Source organism: Hyphomicrobiales bacterium, assembly GCA_002869065.1.
GTDB lineage: Bacteria > Pseudomonadota > Alphaproteobacteria > Rhizobiales > Rhodobiaceae > Rhodobium.
This window is the reverse complement of sequence record PKTR01000002.1, coordinates 73,267-92,669: the sequence shown is the minus strand read 5'-3', so window position 1 is coordinate 92,669 and position 19,403 is coordinate 73,267. Positions and strand designations below refer to the sequence as shown.

13 protein-coding genes are annotated in these 19,403 nt (G+C 64.8%); 10 read left to right on the top strand and 3 right to left on the bottom strand.

From position 1 onward, the window contains the following. Positions 1-33 precede the first annotated feature (33 nt). Positions 34-312, bottom strand: a complete 279-nt coding sequence (locus C0606_04205) for an integrase (protein ID PLX37512.1) — start codon at positions 310-312, stop codon at positions 34-36. Positions 313-552: 240 nt separating this feature from the next. Between C0606_04205 and C0606_04200 the strand changes: the two genes are divergently transcribed. The 3 genes from C0606_04200 to C0606_04190 are packed head-to-tail and all read left to right on the top strand — an operon-like array spanning position 553 to position 4,769. Further along, the gene (locus tag C0606_04200) at positions 553-1,434 is read left to right on the top strand and encodes a hypothetical protein (GenBank protein PLX37511.1); all 882 of its coding nucleotides are present in this window, start codon (positions 553-555) and stop codon (positions 1,432-1,434) included. After that, positions 1,343-4,054, top strand: coding sequence for a DNA ligase-associated DEXH box helicase (locus C0606_04195; protein ID PLX37510.1), 2,712 nt, complete (start codon positions 1,343-1,345; stop codon positions 4,052-4,054). Before C0606_04200 ends, C0606_04195 begins: the two co-directional genes overlap by 92 nt. Beyond that, on the top strand, positions 4,047-4,769 hold the full coding sequence (locus C0606_04190; protein ID PLX37509.1) for a metallophosphatase: 723 nt from the start codon (positions 4,047-4,049) through the stop codon (positions 4,767-4,769). The genes C0606_04195 and C0606_04190 overlap by 8 nt, the downstream gene beginning before the upstream one ends. A 52-nt stretch (positions 4,770-4,821) precedes the next feature. Here the strand turns inward: C0606_04190 and C0606_04185 are convergent, their stop codons facing one another. Continuing rightward, positions 4,822-5,589, bottom strand: a complete 768-nt coding sequence (locus C0606_04185; GenBank protein PLX38660.1) for a TIGR02186 family protein — start codon at positions 5,587-5,589, stop codon at positions 4,822-4,824. A 185-nt stretch (positions 5,590-5,774) separates the two neighbouring features. Beyond that, positions 5,775-10,031 carry a hypothetical protein gene (locus C0606_04180; GenBank protein PLX37508.1) on the bottom strand — a complete coding sequence of 1,419 codons (4,257 nt, stop codon included), beginning with the start codon at positions 10,029-10,031 and terminating at the stop codon, positions 5,775-5,777. Between the two features lie 364 nt (positions 10,032-10,395). Between C0606_04180 and C0606_04175 the strand changes: the two genes are divergently transcribed. From C0606_04175 to C0606_04145, 7 genes are all read left to right on the top strand, one after another. Continuing rightward, positions 10,396-10,866 (top strand): transcriptional regulator, encoded by a 471-nt coding sequence (locus C0606_04175; protein ID PLX37507.1) that lies wholly within the window; start codon positions 10,396-10,398, stop codon positions 10,864-10,866. A 1,374-nt stretch (positions 10,867-12,240) separates the two neighbouring features. Further along, on the top strand, positions 12,241-14,034 hold the full coding sequence (locus C0606_04170) for an acyl-CoA dehydrogenase (GenBank protein PLX37506.1): 1,794 nt from the start codon (positions 12,241-12,243) through the stop codon (positions 14,032-14,034). Between the two features lie 192 nt (positions 14,035-14,226). Further along, positions 14,227-14,862: a glutathione S-transferase gene (locus C0606_04165; GenBank protein ID PLX37505.1), complete on the top strand. Its 636-nt coding sequence runs from the start codon at positions 14,227-14,229 to the stop codon at positions 14,860-14,862. Positions 14,863-14,886: 24 nt separating this feature from the next. Further along, complete coding sequence (locus C0606_04160; GenBank protein PLX38659.1) at positions 14,887-16,095, top strand: acetyl-CoA acetyltransferase; 1,209 nt, start codon at positions 14,887-14,889, stop codon at positions 16,093-16,095. 2 nt (positions 16,096-16,097) lie between these two features. Next, on the top strand, positions 16,098-16,559 hold the full coding sequence (locus tag C0606_04155; GenBank protein PLX37504.1) for a hypothetical protein: 462 nt from the start codon (positions 16,098-16,100) through the stop codon (positions 16,557-16,559). Between the two features lie 37 nt (positions 16,560-16,596). Further along, entirely contained in the window at positions 16,597-18,801 is a 2,205-nt protein-coding gene (locus tag C0606_04150; GenBank protein ID PLX37503.1) for a 3-hydroxyacyl-CoA dehydrogenase, read from the top strand. Positions 18,802-19,055: 254 nt separating this feature from the next. Beyond that, on the top strand, positions 19,056-19,394 hold the full coding sequence (locus C0606_04145) for a transcriptional regulator (GenBank protein ID PLX37502.1): 339 nt from the start codon (positions 19,056-19,058) through the stop codon (positions 19,392-19,394). The last annotated feature ends 9 nt before the right edge of the window (positions 19,395-19,403 follow it).

Here is a 19,403-nt window from a genome sequence, read left to right as displayed (position 1 = left end):
CCGTCGCATCGTCCGCCACCCGCGGAAGGTCGATCAGGCCTTGGGCCGTCCAAGGTTCAGCAGGCGGATGATCAGCCAGATCGGGAAGACGATGGCCGCGCCGAGCAGGAAGTAGGTGAAGACCTGTTCGATCGCATCGAAGCCGAGATTGTAGATCCGGTGGACGATGCTGCGGATCCAGTCGAGGATCTCGAACGGGTGCAGGTTGAGCGCCGACAATACCAGGCCGACCACGAACGACATCAGGATCAGGCGGATCAGAACCCGGCCGGGCGAGCCACCGAAGAAACGGGTCAGGCTTTCATTGCTCATGCGTCGGTCTTTCAACATTGCTACGGCGCTAACATAGGTGCGAGGGCAGGCCGATACCAGACCGCGGATGAACGGGAGCTGACCGGAAAAGGGGCGGGGTTTTCTTCCGTTCCGGCAAGTTCTCAACGGTTTGCTAAAAAAACGAACAAAATCCCGTGCGATTGGCCAAGTTCTTCGAAGGCACGATGACAGGCTTTTGTTGCGGTAACAGGGCGCTGCGAACATATTCCTCCTAATGCAATGGTATTCGCAATAAAGGCAGCCGCTCGTATGCGCGCGTTCGTTTATGGTTTCTTGCTTCAGATTGCCGAAATCACCTCCGTGTCGGTGATCGGATCGCTGCTGGTCAGCTACGCGCTGTTCAGCCTGATGGAGCTGGAGCGGATTCAGGAGGCGATGATGGTCGCCTTCGTCGCGCCGTTGATGATCGCGCCGAGCGTATCGGTCCTGTTCGGCCGCTCGAACTACCGACTGTTTCGCAAGCAGCGCGCGCTGGAGCGCGCCGCCCAGATCGACGAAATGACCAGATTGCTCAACCGGCGGGCGTTCATGGGCCGTGCCGAACGCGTCATCACCGACGAGCAGACCGGACGCGCGCCCTGGCTGCTCTACGTCGATGTCGATCACTTCAAATGCGTCAACGATACCTATGGTCATCCGGCAGGCGATGCCGCCTTGCAGCGCGTTGCCGAAGGTATTCGTACAGCCTGCCGAGGCACCGACCTCGTCGGGCGCATCGGCGGCGAGGAGTTCGCTGTGCTGGTCAAAAGCGCGGGGACCGAGGGCGGAATTCTCGTCGCCGAACGCATTCGTGCTGCAATCGCGGCCATCGCCTTCGACTGGAAGGGCAGCGATATCTCGTTGTCGGTCTCGGTCGGCGCCGCCTGCTGGCAGCACGGCGACAGCTTTGGCGAGCTGGTCGAGATTGCCGATCAGTCGCTCTATTACGCAAAGACCCACGGCCGCAACCGGGTCGCCACCCGCGATGACCTCGCGCCGGCAAGACCGGCCGCGCTGCCCGTGCCCGTCAATGGGCCGGTGCACAGGGCGATCGCCGTCCCGGCACCGATCACCGCCGAGCGCGCAATCGTCGCCGCGCAACGCCTTACCCCGTCGGTCTAGGCGGACGCTCTTTCACGATTCGGGGATCGGATGTCACCGGCCTTGCCGGGGGCGATGCTTTGCGCCTACCTGTTGGCCTGTGACGAAAGCGCCGGATTCTACTTCCCCCGCGGCCGGAGACCTGCCCGAGCCGTTTCGCGCCTGGTTCGCTGACCGGGGCTGGACGCCGCGCGCCCATCAGCTCGATCTGCTCGGTCGTGTCCGCGCCGGCCGCTCCGCGCTGCTGATTGCCCCGACCGGTGCCGGCAAGACGCTCGCCGGCTTCCTGCCAAGCCTCACCGAACTGGCCGAAGCGAGCGCCAAACGCCGGCCGGGCATGCCGGCGCCGTTCGGGCCGCACACCCTTTACATTTCGCCGCTGAAGGCACTTGCCGTCGATATCGCCCGCAATCTCGAGGCGCCCGTCGCCGAGATGGGGCTGAAGATCAGCCTTGAGACCCGCACCGGCGACACGCCCGCCCACAAGCGCCGCCGCCAGGCGCTAGCCCCCCCCGATATCCTGCTGACGACGCCGGAGCAGCTTGCGCTGCTTCTCGCCTCGCGCGACGCGGCGCGGTTCTTTTCCGCTCTGAAGACCGTCATCGTCGATGAGTTGCATGCAATCGCAACGTCGAAACGCGGCGACCTCCTGGCACTCGGCATCGCCCGGCTGCGCAGCCATGCGCCGGAGCTGCGCACCATCGGCCTGTCGGCGACCGTCGCCGACCCGGACGAATTGCGCGCCTGGCTGGTCGCACAGGAGGTGGAGGAGGGGAGGGCGCGGCTTTCCGATCTCGTCGTCGTGCCGGATGGCGTCAAGCCCGACATCGCCATTCTCGAGAGCTCGACCGAGCGCATCCCCTGGGCCGGGCATTCGGCGCGCTACGCGCTGGGCGATGTCTACGCCGCCATCAAGGCGCATCGTACGACGCTCGTCTTTGTCAACACCCGCAGCCAGGCGGAGCTCCTGTTTCAGGAACTGTGGCGGATGAACGAGGACAATCTGCCGATCGCCCTTCATCACGGCTCGCTCGACGTCAACCAGCGCCGCAAGGTCGAGGCAGCGATGGCCGCGGGTCGCCTCAGTGCCGTTGTCTGTACCTCGACGCTCGATCTCGGCATCGACTGGGGCGATATCGACCTCGTCGTCCATGTCGGCGCACCGAAGGGCGCGAGCCGGCTCGCCCAGCGGATCGGCCGCGCCAACCACCGCATGGACGAGCCCTCAAAGGCGCTGCTGGTGCCGGCCAACCGCTTCGAGGTGCTGGAATGTCGTGCCGCGCTGGAGGCCAACTATCTCGGCGCGCAGGATACCCCACCGATCAGTCCGGGCGCGCTCGACGTGCTCGCCCAGCACGTGCTCGGCACCGCGGTCGCCGCCCCCTTCGACGCCAATGTTCTCTATCGTGAAATCACCGCTGCCAGCCCCTATCGGGCGCTGCCGCGCCGAACCTTCGACCGCATCGTCGATTTCGTTGCCACCGGCGGTTACGCACTGAAGACCTATGAGCGCTTCGCCAAGATCCGCCAGCGCCCGGACGGGTTGTGGCGGCTGACCCATCCCCGCTTCGCCCAGCAATACCGCCTCAACGCCGGCACTATCGTCGAGGCGCCGATGCTCAAGGTGCGGCTGACATCGCGCAAGCCCAACGGCTCCATCGGCCGTGGCGGGCGCGTGCTCGGTGAGGTCGAGGAGCATTTCCTCGAGCAGCTTGCACAAGGGGACACGTTCCTGTTCTCGGGAGAGATCCTGCGTTTCGAGGCGATCCGCGAAAACGAGGCGCTGGTCAGCCGCAGCCGGGCGGAAAGCCCGAAGATCCCGGCCTATGCCGGCGGCAAGTTCCCGCTCTCGACCTATCTCGCCGACACGGTGCGCGCCATGCTCGCCGACCCGACCCGCTGGCAGAGCCTGCCAGATCCGGTGCGCGAATGGCTCGAACTGCAGCGCGACGTCTCGCGCCTGCCCGAACGCGATGCGCTCCTCATCGAGACCTTCCCCCGCGCCGGGCGCTACTACATGGTCGCCTATCCCTTCGAGGGCCGGCTTGCCCACCAGACGCTCGGCATGTTGCTGACGCGGCGGCTCGAACGCGCCGGCGCAAGGCCCATGGGCTTCGTCGCCACCGACTATGCGCTTGCGGTCTGGGCGCTCGACGATCTCGGTGCGCGCTTCGCCGAAGGACGCCCGCGCCTCGCGGACTTGTTCGAGGAGGACATGCTCGGCGATGACCTCGAAGCCTGGATGGCCGAATCCTACCTGTTGAAGCGCACCTTCCGCACCTGCGCCGTCATTGCCGGCATGATCGAACGGCGCCACCCCGGCAAGGAGAAGACGGGCCGTCAGGTCACCATGTCGACCGATCTCGTCTACGACGTGCTGCGCAGCCACGAGCCCGACCACATCCTGCTCGAAGCCACCTGGCAGGACGCCTCCGCCGGCCTGCTCGACCTTGGGCGTCTGGGAAAAATGCTCTCGCGTATCAAGGGTCGAATCAGTCATAGTTCCGCGAATCAGATCACCCCTTTGGCCGTTCCGATCATGCTGGAAATCGGCCGCGAACCGGTAAGGGGTGAGGCGGACGAGGCGTTACTCGCCGAGATCGCAGGTGATTTGGTCAGGGAGGCGACTGGCGATGTATAGCAACGCGCTGAAACGCGTTGATTGGCGCGATTCCGAGTCCGCGCCGGTCGTCCTTGCCGACACCGAGGTGTTACTGCATCCCTCCGGGGCCCTGGTCTGGCCCGATCAGAAAACCATCGTCGTTGCCGATCTTCATCTCGAGAAGGGCTCCTCGCTCGCCAGCCACGGCATGATGCTGCCGCCCTACGATACGGCGGCGACTTTGGCCGCTTTGGGCGACGTGATCCGCCAGTTCGACCCGCGCTATATCGTCGCGTTGGGCGACAGCTTCCACGACAGCGATGCCGCGTCGCGCATGCCGTCCGCCTATCGCGGCGAGTTGCGCCGCCTGCAGCGCAATCGCGAATGGATCTGGATCGCCGGCAATCACGACCCCCTGCCGCCGGAAGGCTGCGAGGGGCACTACATGAACGAATTTGCCGTCGACGGTTTCGTATTTCGTCATGAGCCGGTGTTCGGCCGCGCGCCCGGCGAGGTCGCCGGCCATATGCACCCGGCGGCCCGTGTCTGCATTCGCGGCCGCTCGTTGCGCCGGCGCTGCTTCGCCACCGATGGCGAGCGTATGATCCTGCCGGCATTTGGCGTTTTTGCCGGTGGTCTGAACGTGCTCGACCGGGCCTGGGCCTCGCTGATCCAGCCCGAGCGGCTGCAAGCCTATATGCTCGGCTCCGACCGGCTCTACCGGCTCACCGCAGAGCAGCTCCGCGACGACTAGATCGAGGCGCCTGCCGCGAGTTCAATGCGGCCTTGGCGCAAGGGCGCCGCGCTCAGTCCTTCCTGAAGATCACACCCGCCAACCAGCCTGTGACGATGGCGAGGATGACCGCGCCAATGCCGTAGAAGAACGCGTATTGGTGCGCCAGCGTGTAGGTGAGCTGCTCGAACCCGGTCTTGGCGATGTCCATCGTATAGGTCAGCCGGGCGACGACGACCCCATCGCCGAACAGGTAGGCGTGGGCCTGATAGGTCCCGACCGGCACGTTTGCGGGCAGTGGGACAGTGGTGCGGAACAGCGAAGAGCTGAGGAATTCGACCGATCCGGGACGCTCGGCAAAAAGCCCGTCCTTCTGCTTCAGTCGCAGAAGCGCTTCGCGGAACGGGGCGGTGTCGGCCTCACGGCTTCCGCCCGAGGCTTCGGCGGGCAGCACCAGATGGTTGAGGCCGATCTGCTCGCGGGCGAGAACCTCGGCTATCGCGATCTCTTCCAGCGGCCGCGTCGAATGCACGGCATAGAACGACGGCACGTCGAAGAAGGTGCGGCTTTCGCGGTTGACCCAGATGCCGAGCACCCGGTCCTTGCGCCGCGACACGGCGGTGTGCAGCGGGCCGACAATGGTGACGGCGATGTCGTAGTCGCCGCGCCGCGGCACCGTCGCCTCGTCACGCTCAATGGTGCCGAAGACGACGACTTCAGTGCCGGTGAAATTCGAGGTGATACTGATTTCGCGCGCGGAGATGTCGGAGACGAGCTTCTCCGCCGATGCGGGATTGGCGAGCCCGCCCAGCAGGACGGCAAGGCAGACAAGCGCGAGCATGGCTTGCCGAACACCGGTCGCGCCGTGCAGCAGTCGTCCCAAAATCTGTTCAAGAGCCGGCATGTCGAGTCTGCGCTGCGTATCACGTCAGCGCCAAGCCTACTGCATTAGCGCAGGCAAATACACCAACGGGCACCCGCGCCGGCGGATGCCCGTTGAAATTCGTCTCCGCCACGTGTTCGCGGTCAGATCGTCTGCTTGCTCATCTGCTGCAAGAGCGCGCCATCGACGCGGCCGGTCGCGTTGGCGCCGATCGCCTTCTGGAACGCCTTGACCGCATCGCGGGTGCGCGGGCCGGGAACGCCGTCCGCCGGGCCCGGATCGTAGCCAAGCTGGGCGAGAAGGGTCTGCGCCTGCTGGATCATCGGGCCGGTTTCGCCAGCCGGTGCCATCGCCGCGGCCGCCGGTGCCGCAGCCGCCTGCCGCTCCGGCTTCGCACCCCAGCGCGGATCCGGCGCCTTCGGATTGTTGGCGGCTTCCTCGATCGATTTCGGCCGCCACGTTTCGACCGCGAGACGGGCCGCCGCCAGACCCTGGCGGTCAAGCGCATTGGCGATCTCGTCGCGTTTTTTGCCGGCATCGGCATCGCCGCCGATCGCGGCCAGTGCAAACCATTTGTAGGCGGTCGGCAGGTCCTGCTTCACGCCGAGACCTCTTGTATGCAGGATGCCGAGATTGAACTGGCTGTCGCGAACGCCGCGTTCCGCCGCGCTCTGGAACCATTTGGCCGCTGCCGTCAGGTCCGGCGCGCCGTCGGCGCCCTCGGCATACAGCACGGCGAGATTGTGCATCGCCTTGATATTGCCCTGCTCGGCGGCACGTTCGTACCACAGCCGCGCCTTGGTGACGTCCTTGGCGACGCCGGTGCCCTTTTCATAGAGGCTGCCGAGCCGGTACTGCGCGGGGCCGTTGCCCTGCGAGGCGGCGCGTTCATACCATTCCGACGCCGTCTTCAGGTCCTGCGCGACGCCCTGACCGTTGGTGTAGCGGGCCGCGACCTCGAACTGCGCGTCGGCATTGCCGTCGGCGGCGTCCTGGCGCAGCGCCAGTGCGCCGATCTCTTCGGGCGGCATCGGCGCGGTGACCGGAATGCGGGTCGCCGGCAGAACCGAGGTGCCGCCTTCGCTCGCGCCGCTCATCGCCTGCGGGGCGAGAGCGGTCGAGTCGGGTGCCCGCGTTGCGGCGACATCGCCGGGCGTAGTGACATCACGCGGGGCAATTGCCGTATTCGTCTCCGTCGGTGCCGGTTCGCTGAAGGCTTTCGCCGCCGGCTCGACGGTTGCGACGGGCGCTTCGGCGGCAGGCATTTCGGCCGCCGGCTGCTGCACGGCGATCTGCCGCGGTGGCGGCGCCAGCAGCATCTTGGCGACCTGCAGACCGCCGAACACGACGACGAGGCCGACGGTCGCCATCATCAGTGTCTTGCGGTGCTTCTTCAGCGTGCCGAGGATGCCGCTCGCGCGTTCTGCACTGTCGGGGGTCTCGAAGTTTTCGAGGTCGAGCGGTTCGGGATCGTAGGGCTCGGTGTCGAGCGGCTCGCGGTCACCGGCGAGAGGGGTGCCGGCAAGCGGTGCGGCGGCATCGAGCGAGGGCTCGTCTTCGGCCGTCTTTTTCTTGCGGCTGAATTTCGACAGCAGCCAGTTCTTGGCGCCGGACTCTTCCTTGTGAACCACTTCCTCTGCCGCGAAATCGGCCGATGCCGCCTGTGCGGCCCGGCGTGCCGCGGCAATGAAATCGGCCTTGCGGTCGCGCACGGCCGCTTCGAGGCTACTCTGTCCGGTAGCTCCGTTTGCGGGCGCAGCACCCGGCGCGGAAACTGGTGCGCGTTGCGGATCGGGCCGGCCCGAACCGGGCTCGAGCGGGCGATTGTCTGCCGGTTGCGGAGCGCGTGCCTGCGGTGCGCGTGCCTGCGGCGGCACGGCGGGCGTGTCGTCGGCCTTCGGCGCCCGGCTGCGCTCGTCTTCGGCAAGCGCACGGGCGATCCGGTCGATGGCCGGGGATTCCGCAAGCGCGGGGACTTCCTCGCGGGCCGGGGTTTCCGGCTGAACCGGAGCCTTTGCGGTTTCCGGAGTGGACTCGGCAAACAGCGGCATCTTCGTGCTGTCGGCAAATACCGGCGGTTCGGCCCGGCGGTCGCTCTCGCGCCGATTGTAGGCCGGCGCGACGGCATCGGCCGTCTCGTTGTCTTCCGTCCGTCCCGCACTGGCGCGGCGCGGCATAGGCGCCTGTTGGGCTTCGATGTCGGGACCGGCACCGGCCTCCAGCCGCGAAATACGGGTGGCGACCGACTGCAGCGTGTCGTGCAGCGACAGCAGCGTGTCCTGCGTCCGCTCGGCGGAGTCGTGCGACGTCGACACCAGCCGCCGGAGGTCTTCCTGCAGGGCGTTGATGCGCGGATCATCGTTGCTCGTGCTGTCCTGTCCGCCGGAGTATTCGGCGACTGCCGCACGCGCCGCCTGGCGGGCGATATCGGCCGCATCCGGCCGGTTCTCGCTCAGATGCGTCTGCATCCGCCCCAGCGTGTCTTCGATCGTACCCAGCGTCGCGAAGCGGGCATCGGTCGCATCGAGAATGCGCGTGATCGAGACGATCTGTTCCTCGATCCGCTGCAGATCCTCGCGATTGTCGGGTGCGGCCGCAGCCGGCGTCGTACCGATCTGGTCGACCAGCGAGCGGATCTGCTTTTCGAACACCGACATGTCGACCGGGATCGGCCGCGCGAACTGTTCGCGCATGTCGGTGATCTCGTTGCGCAGCTCGGTAACTTCGCTGAGATCGATCGGCTTGGAGGCGATCGCGTCGAGACGCTCCGAGAGTGTTCCGACCTTGGCGTCGAGGTCGCCGAGGACGCTGCTTTCCGAGGTCTTGCGCAACGCGGTGTCGATGCGCTCAAGCGTCGCTTCGAGATTCCACAGCGCTTCGAGGTCGCGTACCGGCGCCGCCGGATCGATCTTGTCGATCTTGCTGCCGATTTCGCTGATGCGGGTTTCGAGCGCCGCGAAGGTATCGCCAAAGCCACCACGCGGCATCAAGGCTTCGATGCGGCCCATGGCATCGTCGAGCCGATGCTCCAGAGCACTCAGATCCGGCGAGGCATCGAGCCGGGCTCCGATCTCGGCAAGCCGCTGATCGACGGCGGAAAAACCGCCGCCATGTTCGGCGGCGTCGAGCTTTTCCGAAACCGCTTCGATGCGCTTGGCCAGCAGGCGGAAATTGTCGCTGTGATGATCCTCGGAGACGAGCGCGCGGATATCGGCGATCTGATCGGCGAGCCGATCAATCGTTTCGCTCGACAGCGTCTCGGCCGGCTGCGCCCGGTCGCGCTCCAGCGTCTCGATGAGATCGAGCTTGTCGGTGATGGCCGCAAGCTGCTGGCTGAGCGCCACGACCGCCTGACCGGTGTCGACACCCGACAGGGCAGACTTCATGTCGTCGAGCTGCATCTCGATGCGGGCGAGCCGCGGATCGTCGTCGGCCGCGCCGTCGAGCTGCGTGGTCAGCCGTGCGATCTGCCTTTCGAGCGTCGCGATCTGCTCGATCTGCGGAATGGCCTTCATCGCGCGGTCGATGCTTTCGAAGCGCTCGGCGAACTGATCGCCGGCAGACGCGTCACCCATCGACCGGCGCATGTCGTCGAGCCGCTCGATGATGTGCCGGTAGCCGGACTCAAGGCTCTGCAGCGACCCCTCGACATCATTGGCCATGACCATGCGGCGCAGGTCGGCAAGGTCGTCGCGCAGCCGTTCGATCTGGCCGTCATCGGCCTGCGAACCCGGCAGCCGGTCGATCTTGTCGGCGATGGTGCGGATCAGCGCCACGTCGGATTCAGCGAGCGTCGCCGGTTCGCGGCGGCGGATATCGCCTTTCAGTGCGGCGATGTCGTCGTGCAGGCGCTCGATGGCACGCGTCGGCGTATCGTGCCGCAGCGAGTCGATCTGGCGCGACAGCGCGCGGAAATGATGGTCGATATCGTCACGGCTGCCGTGGTCGCCGCGCCGCGATGCCTGTTCGAGGGCTGCCTGCCGCGCCGCGATCTCTTCGATTTCGCGATCGAGACCGGCGCGGGCGCGACGTCCGCCCGACGAGCGCTCGTCGCTGTTCAGCGACTGGATGCGGCGGTCGATACCGTCGAGAGTGGCGAGAATGTTGGAAAGCCGGCCGTCATCACCGCGCTCGGCCGGGCGCGAGGCGCCGCGTGCGCGTGTATCGCTGCGGCCTGCCATGCCGAGCCGGTCGAGGCGCTCGCTCAGCGCTTCGAGCTGCTGGTTGAGGGCATTGTAGGTCGGTGTGCCGCGACCTCGTCCGCTGCGGCCGGCGTCGTGAGAGCCATCCGCATAGGGTCGGCTGTCGAGCCATTCGTCGACGCTCAGACCGTCGCTTCGCGCTGCCTGCGAAGCCCAGTCGAGGGTGTCTCTATCGATGCCGCGGGCGTTCCGGGACATATACGGCCTCACTTTTTGTGCCGCCCTGTAAAACACAGGGGGAATACGTCTGCAGTCACAAGATGGAGTTCGGCGCACACGACGCCCGACTGCGCGTGTCGCAAAATGCAGCGTTTATGGTAAACAAGCCGTTAACCATTGGCCTGACGGGCAATGTTCCGGTAACGCGGCAAGGCACAGAAGCCCTTGCTGCGCTCTGCCCCGCTAACCTCGACTTCCCCAACGGCAGGCCGAAGGTCATTTGCCGCGAGCCGGCAGCCTCCCGGCCGGGCCCCGTATCCCCCCAAGTAAATCACAAATCTCTTGACGGTGACGTCAACGTCATCTATAGGCCGGCCATCCAATCCTACCGCTCGGAGCACCCATGTCTGACACCGATGCTGCTCGTTCCGGCGCTGACCTTGGCCGCACGGTGGCCGAGCGCGCCGTTCCCGACGACGGCAACAAGACCAGCTATTCCATCGGCGATCTCGCCAAGGAATTCGACGTAACGCTGCGGACCTTGCGCTTCTATGAGGATCGCGGCCTCATCCGGCCGCGCCGCAACGGCTCGACGCGCGTCTACAGCCGTCGCGACCGGGCCCGCCTGAAGCTCGTTCTCATGGGCAAGCGCGTCGGCTTCTCGCTCGACGAAATCAGGGACATGCTCGACCTTTACGACCTGCGCGACGGTCAGGTGACGCAGATGCGCGTGGCGCTCGGCAAGTTCCACGAGCAGATCGCCGTCCTCGAGGAGCAGAAGAAAGACATCGAGCAGGCCGTCGACGAATTGCGCCGCACCGTCGAGATCGTGTCCGGCATTCTGCGCGAGAAGGAAGCCCGCGACGGCGCCTGAATTCAGCGCCCGAAATTCGCGCCCAAGCGGCGCGCCGACTACATCCTCCCCCGACCGAAAAGCCCCGTTCCAGCCCGTCTTTCGCGGCGCCGGAGCGGGGCTTTCCTTTTGCGTCAGGGTCAGACTTGAGGGCTGGGTGTTTTGAAGAACTCTTGGCCGGCAAGTTCGCTCAGGAAACACTATTGAAAAGCACTCTGAATTAGATTTGCTCTGCGTAAAAACTCTTCTCTTGTGAGAAGGCCAGGGCCGACTTTTTTTCATTGCGAACCGAATTTTGTCACTTGAAGGCGGAAGTTGCACGCTCGCATTGTCTGCGAAAATCGCATCTACGGCGGAATCGTGCATTTTCTTGAACATTGCGGCGATATTTGCAGGAAGGACACCGGGAGGCACCCCATTTGCCTCAGGCTTGAGTGACCATTGCGGTTTTGCGCCGTCGATTGAGACGGGGAGCGTCACGGAATGGTACAAATCTCCGTTTCGCCCAGCCGCCAGATTGCTGAAGCAGTGAAAAACCAGAACCGAAATTTTTTCGAAGTTATGGCGATTTGTAATCCATGTTGAGCTTTCGGGAGGCGAAGGAGCTTCCACAGAAGAAACAGCTACAATTAAATGGAGTCTGAATTCGGAAGGATAAAAGTTTCCAATTTGCTTGACGGTATCCTTTTTGCGTGGGTGGCAGGCGTAGGACTCGCCGCTGAAATCGGGGCAGGATTTTGCAAATACCTGAATAACATTGCCTTTGCGTAGTGCTTTGGCATGGCAGTACGATTCGGTTTTTTTTCCGGTTTGGGGAACCAGGGTGTGTTTGATTGTATCAGTGCCGTTTTCGCTATTCTGGCTGCGATGGATTGAGTAGCGTTGCTCGCGAATTTTCTTGCCCGAAAGCTCTGGCGCCACGCCTCTTAGCTCGTCGGCGCTCCGGATGGTCAAGAGTAAGCTAAAGTCTTTAAGTTCCTGAATATGAAAAAGTTCTCGGTCTAGCCCGTTGTGACTGGCGCAGAATCTGATTTTTGGCCTACGTGACATGTTGAACTCGGCGTGGCTGAATAGAGACAGGCGGCGCGACCGCACTTACCATGTGAATGCACTATAAAGTATATAGGGCGTCGAAATACTACTAAAAGGGCGCAAAACATCTGTTATTACTGCCATTTCGGACCGAAAAGCCCCGTTCCAGCCCGCACCACGCGGCGCCGGAGCGGGGCTTTCCTTTTGCGTCACCATGCATTTGGTTTGCAGTTTACGTTTACGAGAACGTAATGTATATGACTCGGGAAATGCCGAGCGGGTCGTCTGCCTCCCGCGCGATGCTTGTCGCATCCGCCCGCCGGGACGCCAGCCTCCCCGAAAGGCCGCAGAAAGGGAAGAACCATGCCGAGTTATGTTGCCCCGGTTGATGACACGCTTTTCGTTCTGGATGTGCTCGGTTTCGCCGACCACGCGGAGCTCCCCGGTTTCGAGGACGCGACGCCCGATCTCGTGGCTGCGATCCTCGAGGAAGGCGGCAAGTTCTGCGCCGAACAGATCCAGCCGCTCAACCAGATCGGCGACAAGGACGGCTGCACACGCGGCGAGAACGGCGCGGTAAGCGCGCCCAAGGGCTTCAAGGAAGCCTACGAAGCCTATGCCGAGGCCGGCTGGGTCGGGCTCTCCGCCGATCCCGCCTATGGCGGCCAGGGTCTGCCCTTTGTACTCGCCACCGCGATGAACGAGTTCACCTCCGCGGCCAACATGGCCTGGAGCATGTATCCCGGCCTGACTCAGGGCGCGATCGCCGCGATTACCCAGCACGGCTCCGACGAGCAGAAGGCGCTCTATCTGACCAAGCTCGCCTCGGGCCGCTGGACCGGCACGATGAACCTGACCGAGCCCCATTGCGGCACCGATCTCGGTCTTATCCGTACCAAGGCCGCGCCTGCCGGCGATGGTTCTTACCGCATCACCGGAACCAAGATCTTCATCTCCGCCGGCGACCACGACATGGCCGAGAATATCGTCCATCTGGTGCTCGCCCGCATCGAGGGCGCGCCGGAAGGCACCAAGGGCATTTCGCTCTTCGTCGTCCCGAAGGTGATGGCCGAGAGCGACGGCACGCTTGGCGCGGCAAATGCCGTGACCTGCGGCGCGCTCGAGGAAAAGATGGGCATCCACGGCAATGCCACCTGCGTAATGAATTTCGACGGCGCGACCGGCTGGCTGATCGGCGAGGAGAACAAGGGCCTGCGCGCCATGTTCACGATGATGAACGAGGCGCGGCTCGGCGTGGCAACGCAAGGTCTCGCCCAGTCCGAGGTCGCCTATCAGAACGCGGCGGCCTACGCGAAGGACCGGCTGCAGGGCCGCGCGCTGACCGGCGCCAAGAACCCCGACGGCCCGGCCGACCCGATCATCGTCCACCCGGATGTGCGCCGCATGCTGCTGCGGATCAAGGCGTTCAACGAGGCCGCGCGCGCGCTCCTTCTCTGGGCCTCGCTGAAGGCCGATATCTCCCGCCGCAGTGCCGATGAAAAGGAAGCGACCGCCGCCGAGGATGCGGTTGGCCTGCTCACCCCGGTGCTGAAGGGCGTGCTGACCGATACCGGTTTCGACAATGCGGTGATGGCGCAGCAGGTCTTCGGCGGCCATGGCTACATCGCCGAATGGGGCATGGAGCAATTCGTCCGCGATGCCCGCATCGCGATGATCTATGAGGGCGCCAACGGCATTCAGGCGCTCGACCTGGTCGGCCGCAAGCTCGGCGCCAATGGCGGCCGCGCGGTGATGGCGTTCTTTGCCGAAGTCGGCGGCTTCCTGCAGGCCAACGCCGAGAACGCCGACCTCGCGCCCTATCTCGCGCCGCTGCAAAAGGGCGCCGAGGAACTGCAGAAGGCGACCATGTGGTTCATGAACAACGCCATGAAGGCGCCTGACAATGCCGGTGCAGGCTCGGTCGCTTTCATGCATCTCTTCGGCCTCGTCGCGCTCGGCTACATGTGGGCGCGCATGGCCAAGGTCGCGCAGGAAAAACTCGCCGCCGGCGCCGAAGGCCGCGATGCCTACTACGAGGCGAAGCTGCTGACCGGCCGCTTCTTCATGGAGCAGATGATGCCGGAAACCGCGGTCCATCTCGCCCGCGTCACCGCCGGTGCCGAAACCGTGATGGCGATGCCCGTCGAAGCCTTCTAGAGCATCATCCGACCGTAGTGGAACGAGGATCGACAAGATGATGCGGGAAAAACAACAGAAACGAATGTCAATTCGATTCAGTTGGAACGGATAGCGCTCTAAGCTCCCGCTCTGGAACCGGCCGCAAGGCCCGGTGGAATCGAAAGGAAGGCTAGGGAGCCGCCCCGCGCGGCGCCCATCAGGGAGGATCGATTGGCCGAATTCACGCTCTACTGCTTCGCTCAGTCCGGCAATGCCTACAAGGCGGCGCTCGCGTTGGCGCTCGCCGGCGCCGACTGGGAGCCGCGTTTCGTCGATTTCTTCAATGGCGAGACGCGTTCGCCGGAATACCGCGCCATCAACGAGATGGGCGAGGCGCCAATCCTCGAACATGGCGACGTAAAGCTCAGCCAGTCCGGCGTCATTCTCGACTACCTGGCAGAGAAGCTAGGCCGCTTCGGGCCGCAGAACGAGAACGAGCGCCGCGAGATCCTGCGCTGGCTGTTGTGGGACAATCACAAGCTGACCAGCTACACCGCGACGCTGCGCTTCCTGCGGGTGTTCGCAAAGACCGGCGAGACCCCTGTCACTGCCTTTCTCGAAGGCCGCGCTGCTGCCGCGATGAAGGTGCTGAACGATCATCTCGCCGACCGCGATTTCGTCATCGGCGACCGGTTGACCATCGCCGACCTGTCGCTCTGCGGCTACCTGTTCTGGCCCGAGGAGATCGGCGTCGACTGGGCCGAATATCCCAACATCGCCGCCTGGCTCGACCGCATCCGCGCGCAGCCGGGCTGGCAGCATCCCTACGATCTGATGCCCGGGCACCCGCTGCCCGACGCGTCGTGAGTTCTTTCGGGCAAGGAGGACATGATGCCTGACGCCTTTATCTACGATCACGTGCGCACCCCGCGCGGCCGCGGCAAGAAGGACGGCGCGCTGCACGAAGTGACGGCGGTGCGGCTCGCCGCCGGCACGCTCGAAGCGCTGCGCGACCGCAACGGCCTCGACACCAGCCACGTCGAGGACGTCGTGCTCGGTTGCGTCGATCCGATCGGCGAGGCGGGCGGCGATATCGCCCGCGCCGCGGTGTTCGCCGCCGGCTATGACGACAGCGTCCCGGGCATGCAGATCAATCGCTTCTGCGCATCGGGGCTCGACGCGGTCAACATGGCGGCCGCACAGGTCATGTCGGGTCAGCACCAGATGGCGATTGGCGGCGGCGTCGAATCCATGAGCCGCATCGGCATCGGCGCCTCGGGTGGCGCCTGGCCGGTCGATCCGGAAGTGGCGCTGCCCTCCTACTTCATGCCGCAGGGCGTCTCCGCCGACCTGATCGCCACCAAATACGGCTTCTCGCGCGACGACGTCGACGGCTACGCGGTGGAAAGCCAGAACCGTGCCGCCGCCGCCTGGGAGGCTGGCCGTTTTGCCAATTCGGTCGTGCCGGTGAAGGACATCAACGGCCTCACCATCCTCGACCGAGACGAGCACATGCGCCCCGGCACCGACATGCAGTCGCTCGCCTCGCTGTCGGCCTCGTTCGAGCTGATGGGCCAGATGGGCGGCTTCGACGCGGTGGCCATTCAGGCCTACCCGGAACTCGAAGCCATCCGCCACGTCCACCACGCAGGTAATTCGTCGGGCATCGTCGACGGTGCCGCCGGCGTGCTGGTCGGTAGCCGCGAGGCCGGCGAGGCGGCAGGTCTCAAACCGCGCGCGCGCATCCGCGCCTTCACCAATATCGGCAGCGAGCCGGCGATCATGCTGACCGGCCCGGTCGATGTGACGAAGAAGCTGCTCGCACGCACCGGCATGAACATTGGCGACATCGATCTGATCGAGGTCAACGAGGCCTTCGCCTCCGTCGTGCTGCGCTTCCTGCAGGCTTTCGACGCCGATCCGGCCAAGGTCAACGTCAATGGAGGCGCGATCGCCATGGGGCACCCGCTCGGCGCGACCGGCGCGATGCTGCTCGGCACCGTGCTCGACGAGCTGGAACGGCGCGATCTCAACACCGCGCTCGTCACGCTGTGCATCGGCGCCGGTATGGGCACTGCCACCATCATCGAGCGGGTCTGACCATGCCGAAGATCGATATCGAGGGAATGGGTTGGAAGGGCGGCAGTGGCTATCCGTCGCCGTTCCGCGAGCGGGTCGAGGGCCGCGTGAGAAAGCGCCTCGGCGATGCCGTCGGCCTCGACCAGTTCGGCGTCAATCTGACCCGGCTCGCTCCCGGCGCCCAGTCGGCGTTGCGCCACTGGCATGAAAACGAAGACGAGTTCGTCTTCATCGTCGAGGGCGAAGTGGTGCTGATCGAGGACGCCGGCGAGACCGTACTGCGTCCCGGCGATGCGGCGGGCTTCAAGGCCGGCGTTTTCGACGGTCATCACCTCGTCAACCGCACCGACCGCGACGCCGTCTATCTCGAGATCGGCACCCGCGCCGAGACCGAGCGCGCCCATTATCCCGATGACGACCTGCTTGCGGAAAAGGACGCCACCGGCTTCCGCTTCCTGCACAAGGACGGGTCGAGCTACGACTAATCACACCGCCTCGGAATGCGAGAGACGGGAGGACAGAATGAGCTTTGAGAATTTCACACTGGCGGTTGACGGCGAGGGTATCGCGCTGCTGACCTGGGACATGCCGGGCCGTTCGATGAACGTCTTCACCCTTGAGGTGATGGACGAACTCGACCGCATCGTCACCGCGGTCACCGAGGACGAGGCGATCAAGGGGGTGGTCTTCACCTCCGGCAAGGATAGCTTCTCCGGCGGCGCCGATCTGACCATGCTGGAACGGCTGCTGGCGGTATTTCACGCCGAGCGCGCCAAGGGCAATGAGGAGGCTGCCGCGCAGAGGCTGTTCGACGAGTCGAGCCGCTTGCAGCGGATTTACCGCCGCCTCGAGACCTGCGGCAAGCCGTGGGTCGCAGCCATCAACGGCGTGTGCATGGGCGGCGCCACCGAACTGGCGCTCGCCTGCCACGCCCGCGTCGCGCTGCAGTCCGACAAGGTCAAGATCGCCCTTCCGGAAGTGAAGGTCGGCCTCTTCCCCGGTGCCGGTGGCACCCAGCGCGTCATGCGCATGGCCGATGCGCAGGCCGGTCTGCAGTTCCTGCTGCAGGGCCGCGAGCTGCGCCCCGCGCAGGCCAAGGGCATGAAGCTGGTCGATGAGGTGGTGCCCGCCGAGCAGTTGATCGATGCCGCCAAGGCGCTGATCGAAAATGGCCTCGATCCGGTCAAACCGTGGGACAAGAAGGGCTTCAAGCTGCCCGGCGGCAAGATCTACTCGCCGCAGGGCTTCCAGTTCTGGCCCGCCGCGATCGCCATCTATCGCCGCGAGACCCACGACAACTATCCGGCCGCCCGCGCCATCATGCAATCGGTCTATGAGGGCCTGCAGCTGCCGATGGATCAGGCGCTGACGGTTGAGTCGCGCTGGTTCGCCAATATCCTGCAGACCAAGGAAGCGGCGGCCATGATCCGCTCGCTGTTCGTCTCCATGCAGGAGCTGAACAAGGGCGCCCGCCGTCCCGCCGGTATCGAGCCAAGCCGGCTGAAGAAGGTCGGTGTGCTCGGCGCCGGTTTCATGGGCGCCGGCATCGCCTATGTCACGGCGGCTGCCGGCATCGACGTCGTGCTGATCGACCGCGACATGGAAGCCGCCGAAAAGGGCAAGGCCTATTCCGAGCAACTGATGGCCAATCGCGTCAAGAAGGGCCGCGCCAAGCCGGAAGCAAAGGACGCGCTGCTCGCCCGCATCACGCCGTCCGCCGACTACGCGCTGCTCGCCGACTGCGATCTCGTCGTCGAGGCCGTGTTCGAGGAACGCGGTGTGAAGAAGGCCGTCACCGAGGCCGCTGAAGCCGTGCTGCCGGAAGGCACCGTCTTCGCGTCGAACACCTCGACGCTGCCGATCACCTCGCTGGCCGAGAATTCGAAGCGGCCGGAGGATTTCATCGGTATCCACTTCTTCTCGCCCGTCGACAAGATGATGCTGGTCGAGATCATTCTCGGCGAAAAGACCGGCGACAAGGCGCTCGCCGTCGCCCTCGACTATGTCCGCGCCATCCGCAAGACGCCGATCGTCGTCAACGACACCCGCGGCTTCTACGCCAACCGCTGCGTCGGCGCCTATCTGCGCGAGGCCCACATCATGGTGATGGAAGGCATTCCCGCGCCGATGGTCGACAATGCGGCCAAACTCGCCGGCATGCCGGTTGGCCCGCTGACCCTGTCCGACGAGGTCGCGCTCGACCTCATCTGGAAGATCGTCAAGGCGGCCCGCAAGGATCTCGGCGAGGCCGGCGTCGAACCGCGTCAGGAAGCGCTGCTCGATGTACTGGTCGAAAAGAACGAACGCCTTGGCCGCAAGAACGGTAAGGGCTTCTTCGACTATGACGGCAAGCACAAGCACTTCTGGCCGGACCTCAACGAGGCGCTCGGCGTGCCGGTGAAGGACGCCGAGGAAATCGATGTCGACGAACTGAAGGAACGGCTGCTGGCCGCCCAGGCGCTCGAAGCGGCGCGCTGCGTGGAGGAAAACGTCGTCACCGACGTGCGTGAGGCCGATGTCGGCTCGATCCTCGGATTCGGCTTCGCGCCCTATTCGGGTGGCACGTTGTCCTACATCGACGGTATCGGCACCGCCGACTTCGTCGCCATGTGCAATGACCTCGTCGCGGCCCACGGCCCGCGTTTCACGCCGCCGAAGCTGCTCGTGGAAATGGCCGAAAAGGGCGAGACCTTCTACGGCCGCTTCCCGCCGGCACGCGTCGCCTGAACCGGCGCCCGGCAAGAATCGATGATAGGCGGCGCGGTCCTCCCGCGCTGCCTTTCGTCTTTTTGACTATGCGCATAACCAGCTGCGTTTAAACATGTTTTGCCGATACATCGGATTTGCGCGCGGATCGAAACCGCTCTAAACTTCCCGTATATCGCGAGGCGGGGACAACCCGCTTGCAGGCAGAGCCGGATCACCGGTCCGCGGTCGCGCGATCGTCGCGGAACGGGGGCGCCGGCTAGTGGGAGGTACGGATGAAGTTCATTATCGCCATTATTCAGCCGCATCGGCTGGACGACGTGCGTGAGGCGCTCCACTCGTTGGGGATCGATGGCGTGACCGTCAGCGAGGTCAAAGGCTATGGCCGCCAGAAGGGCCACACCGAGATCTACCGCGGCGCCGAATATGTGGTGAACTTCGTGCCGAAGATCCGGCTTGAGATCGTCACTGAGGAAAAGCGGGCGAACGAGGTGATCGACACGATCGCAGCGGCTGCGCGCACCGGCAAGGTCGGTGATGGCAAGATCTTCAGCTTCGACATCGAAACCGCCATGCGCATTCGCACCGGCGAAACCGGCGTCGAGGCCATCTGACTCTCAGCC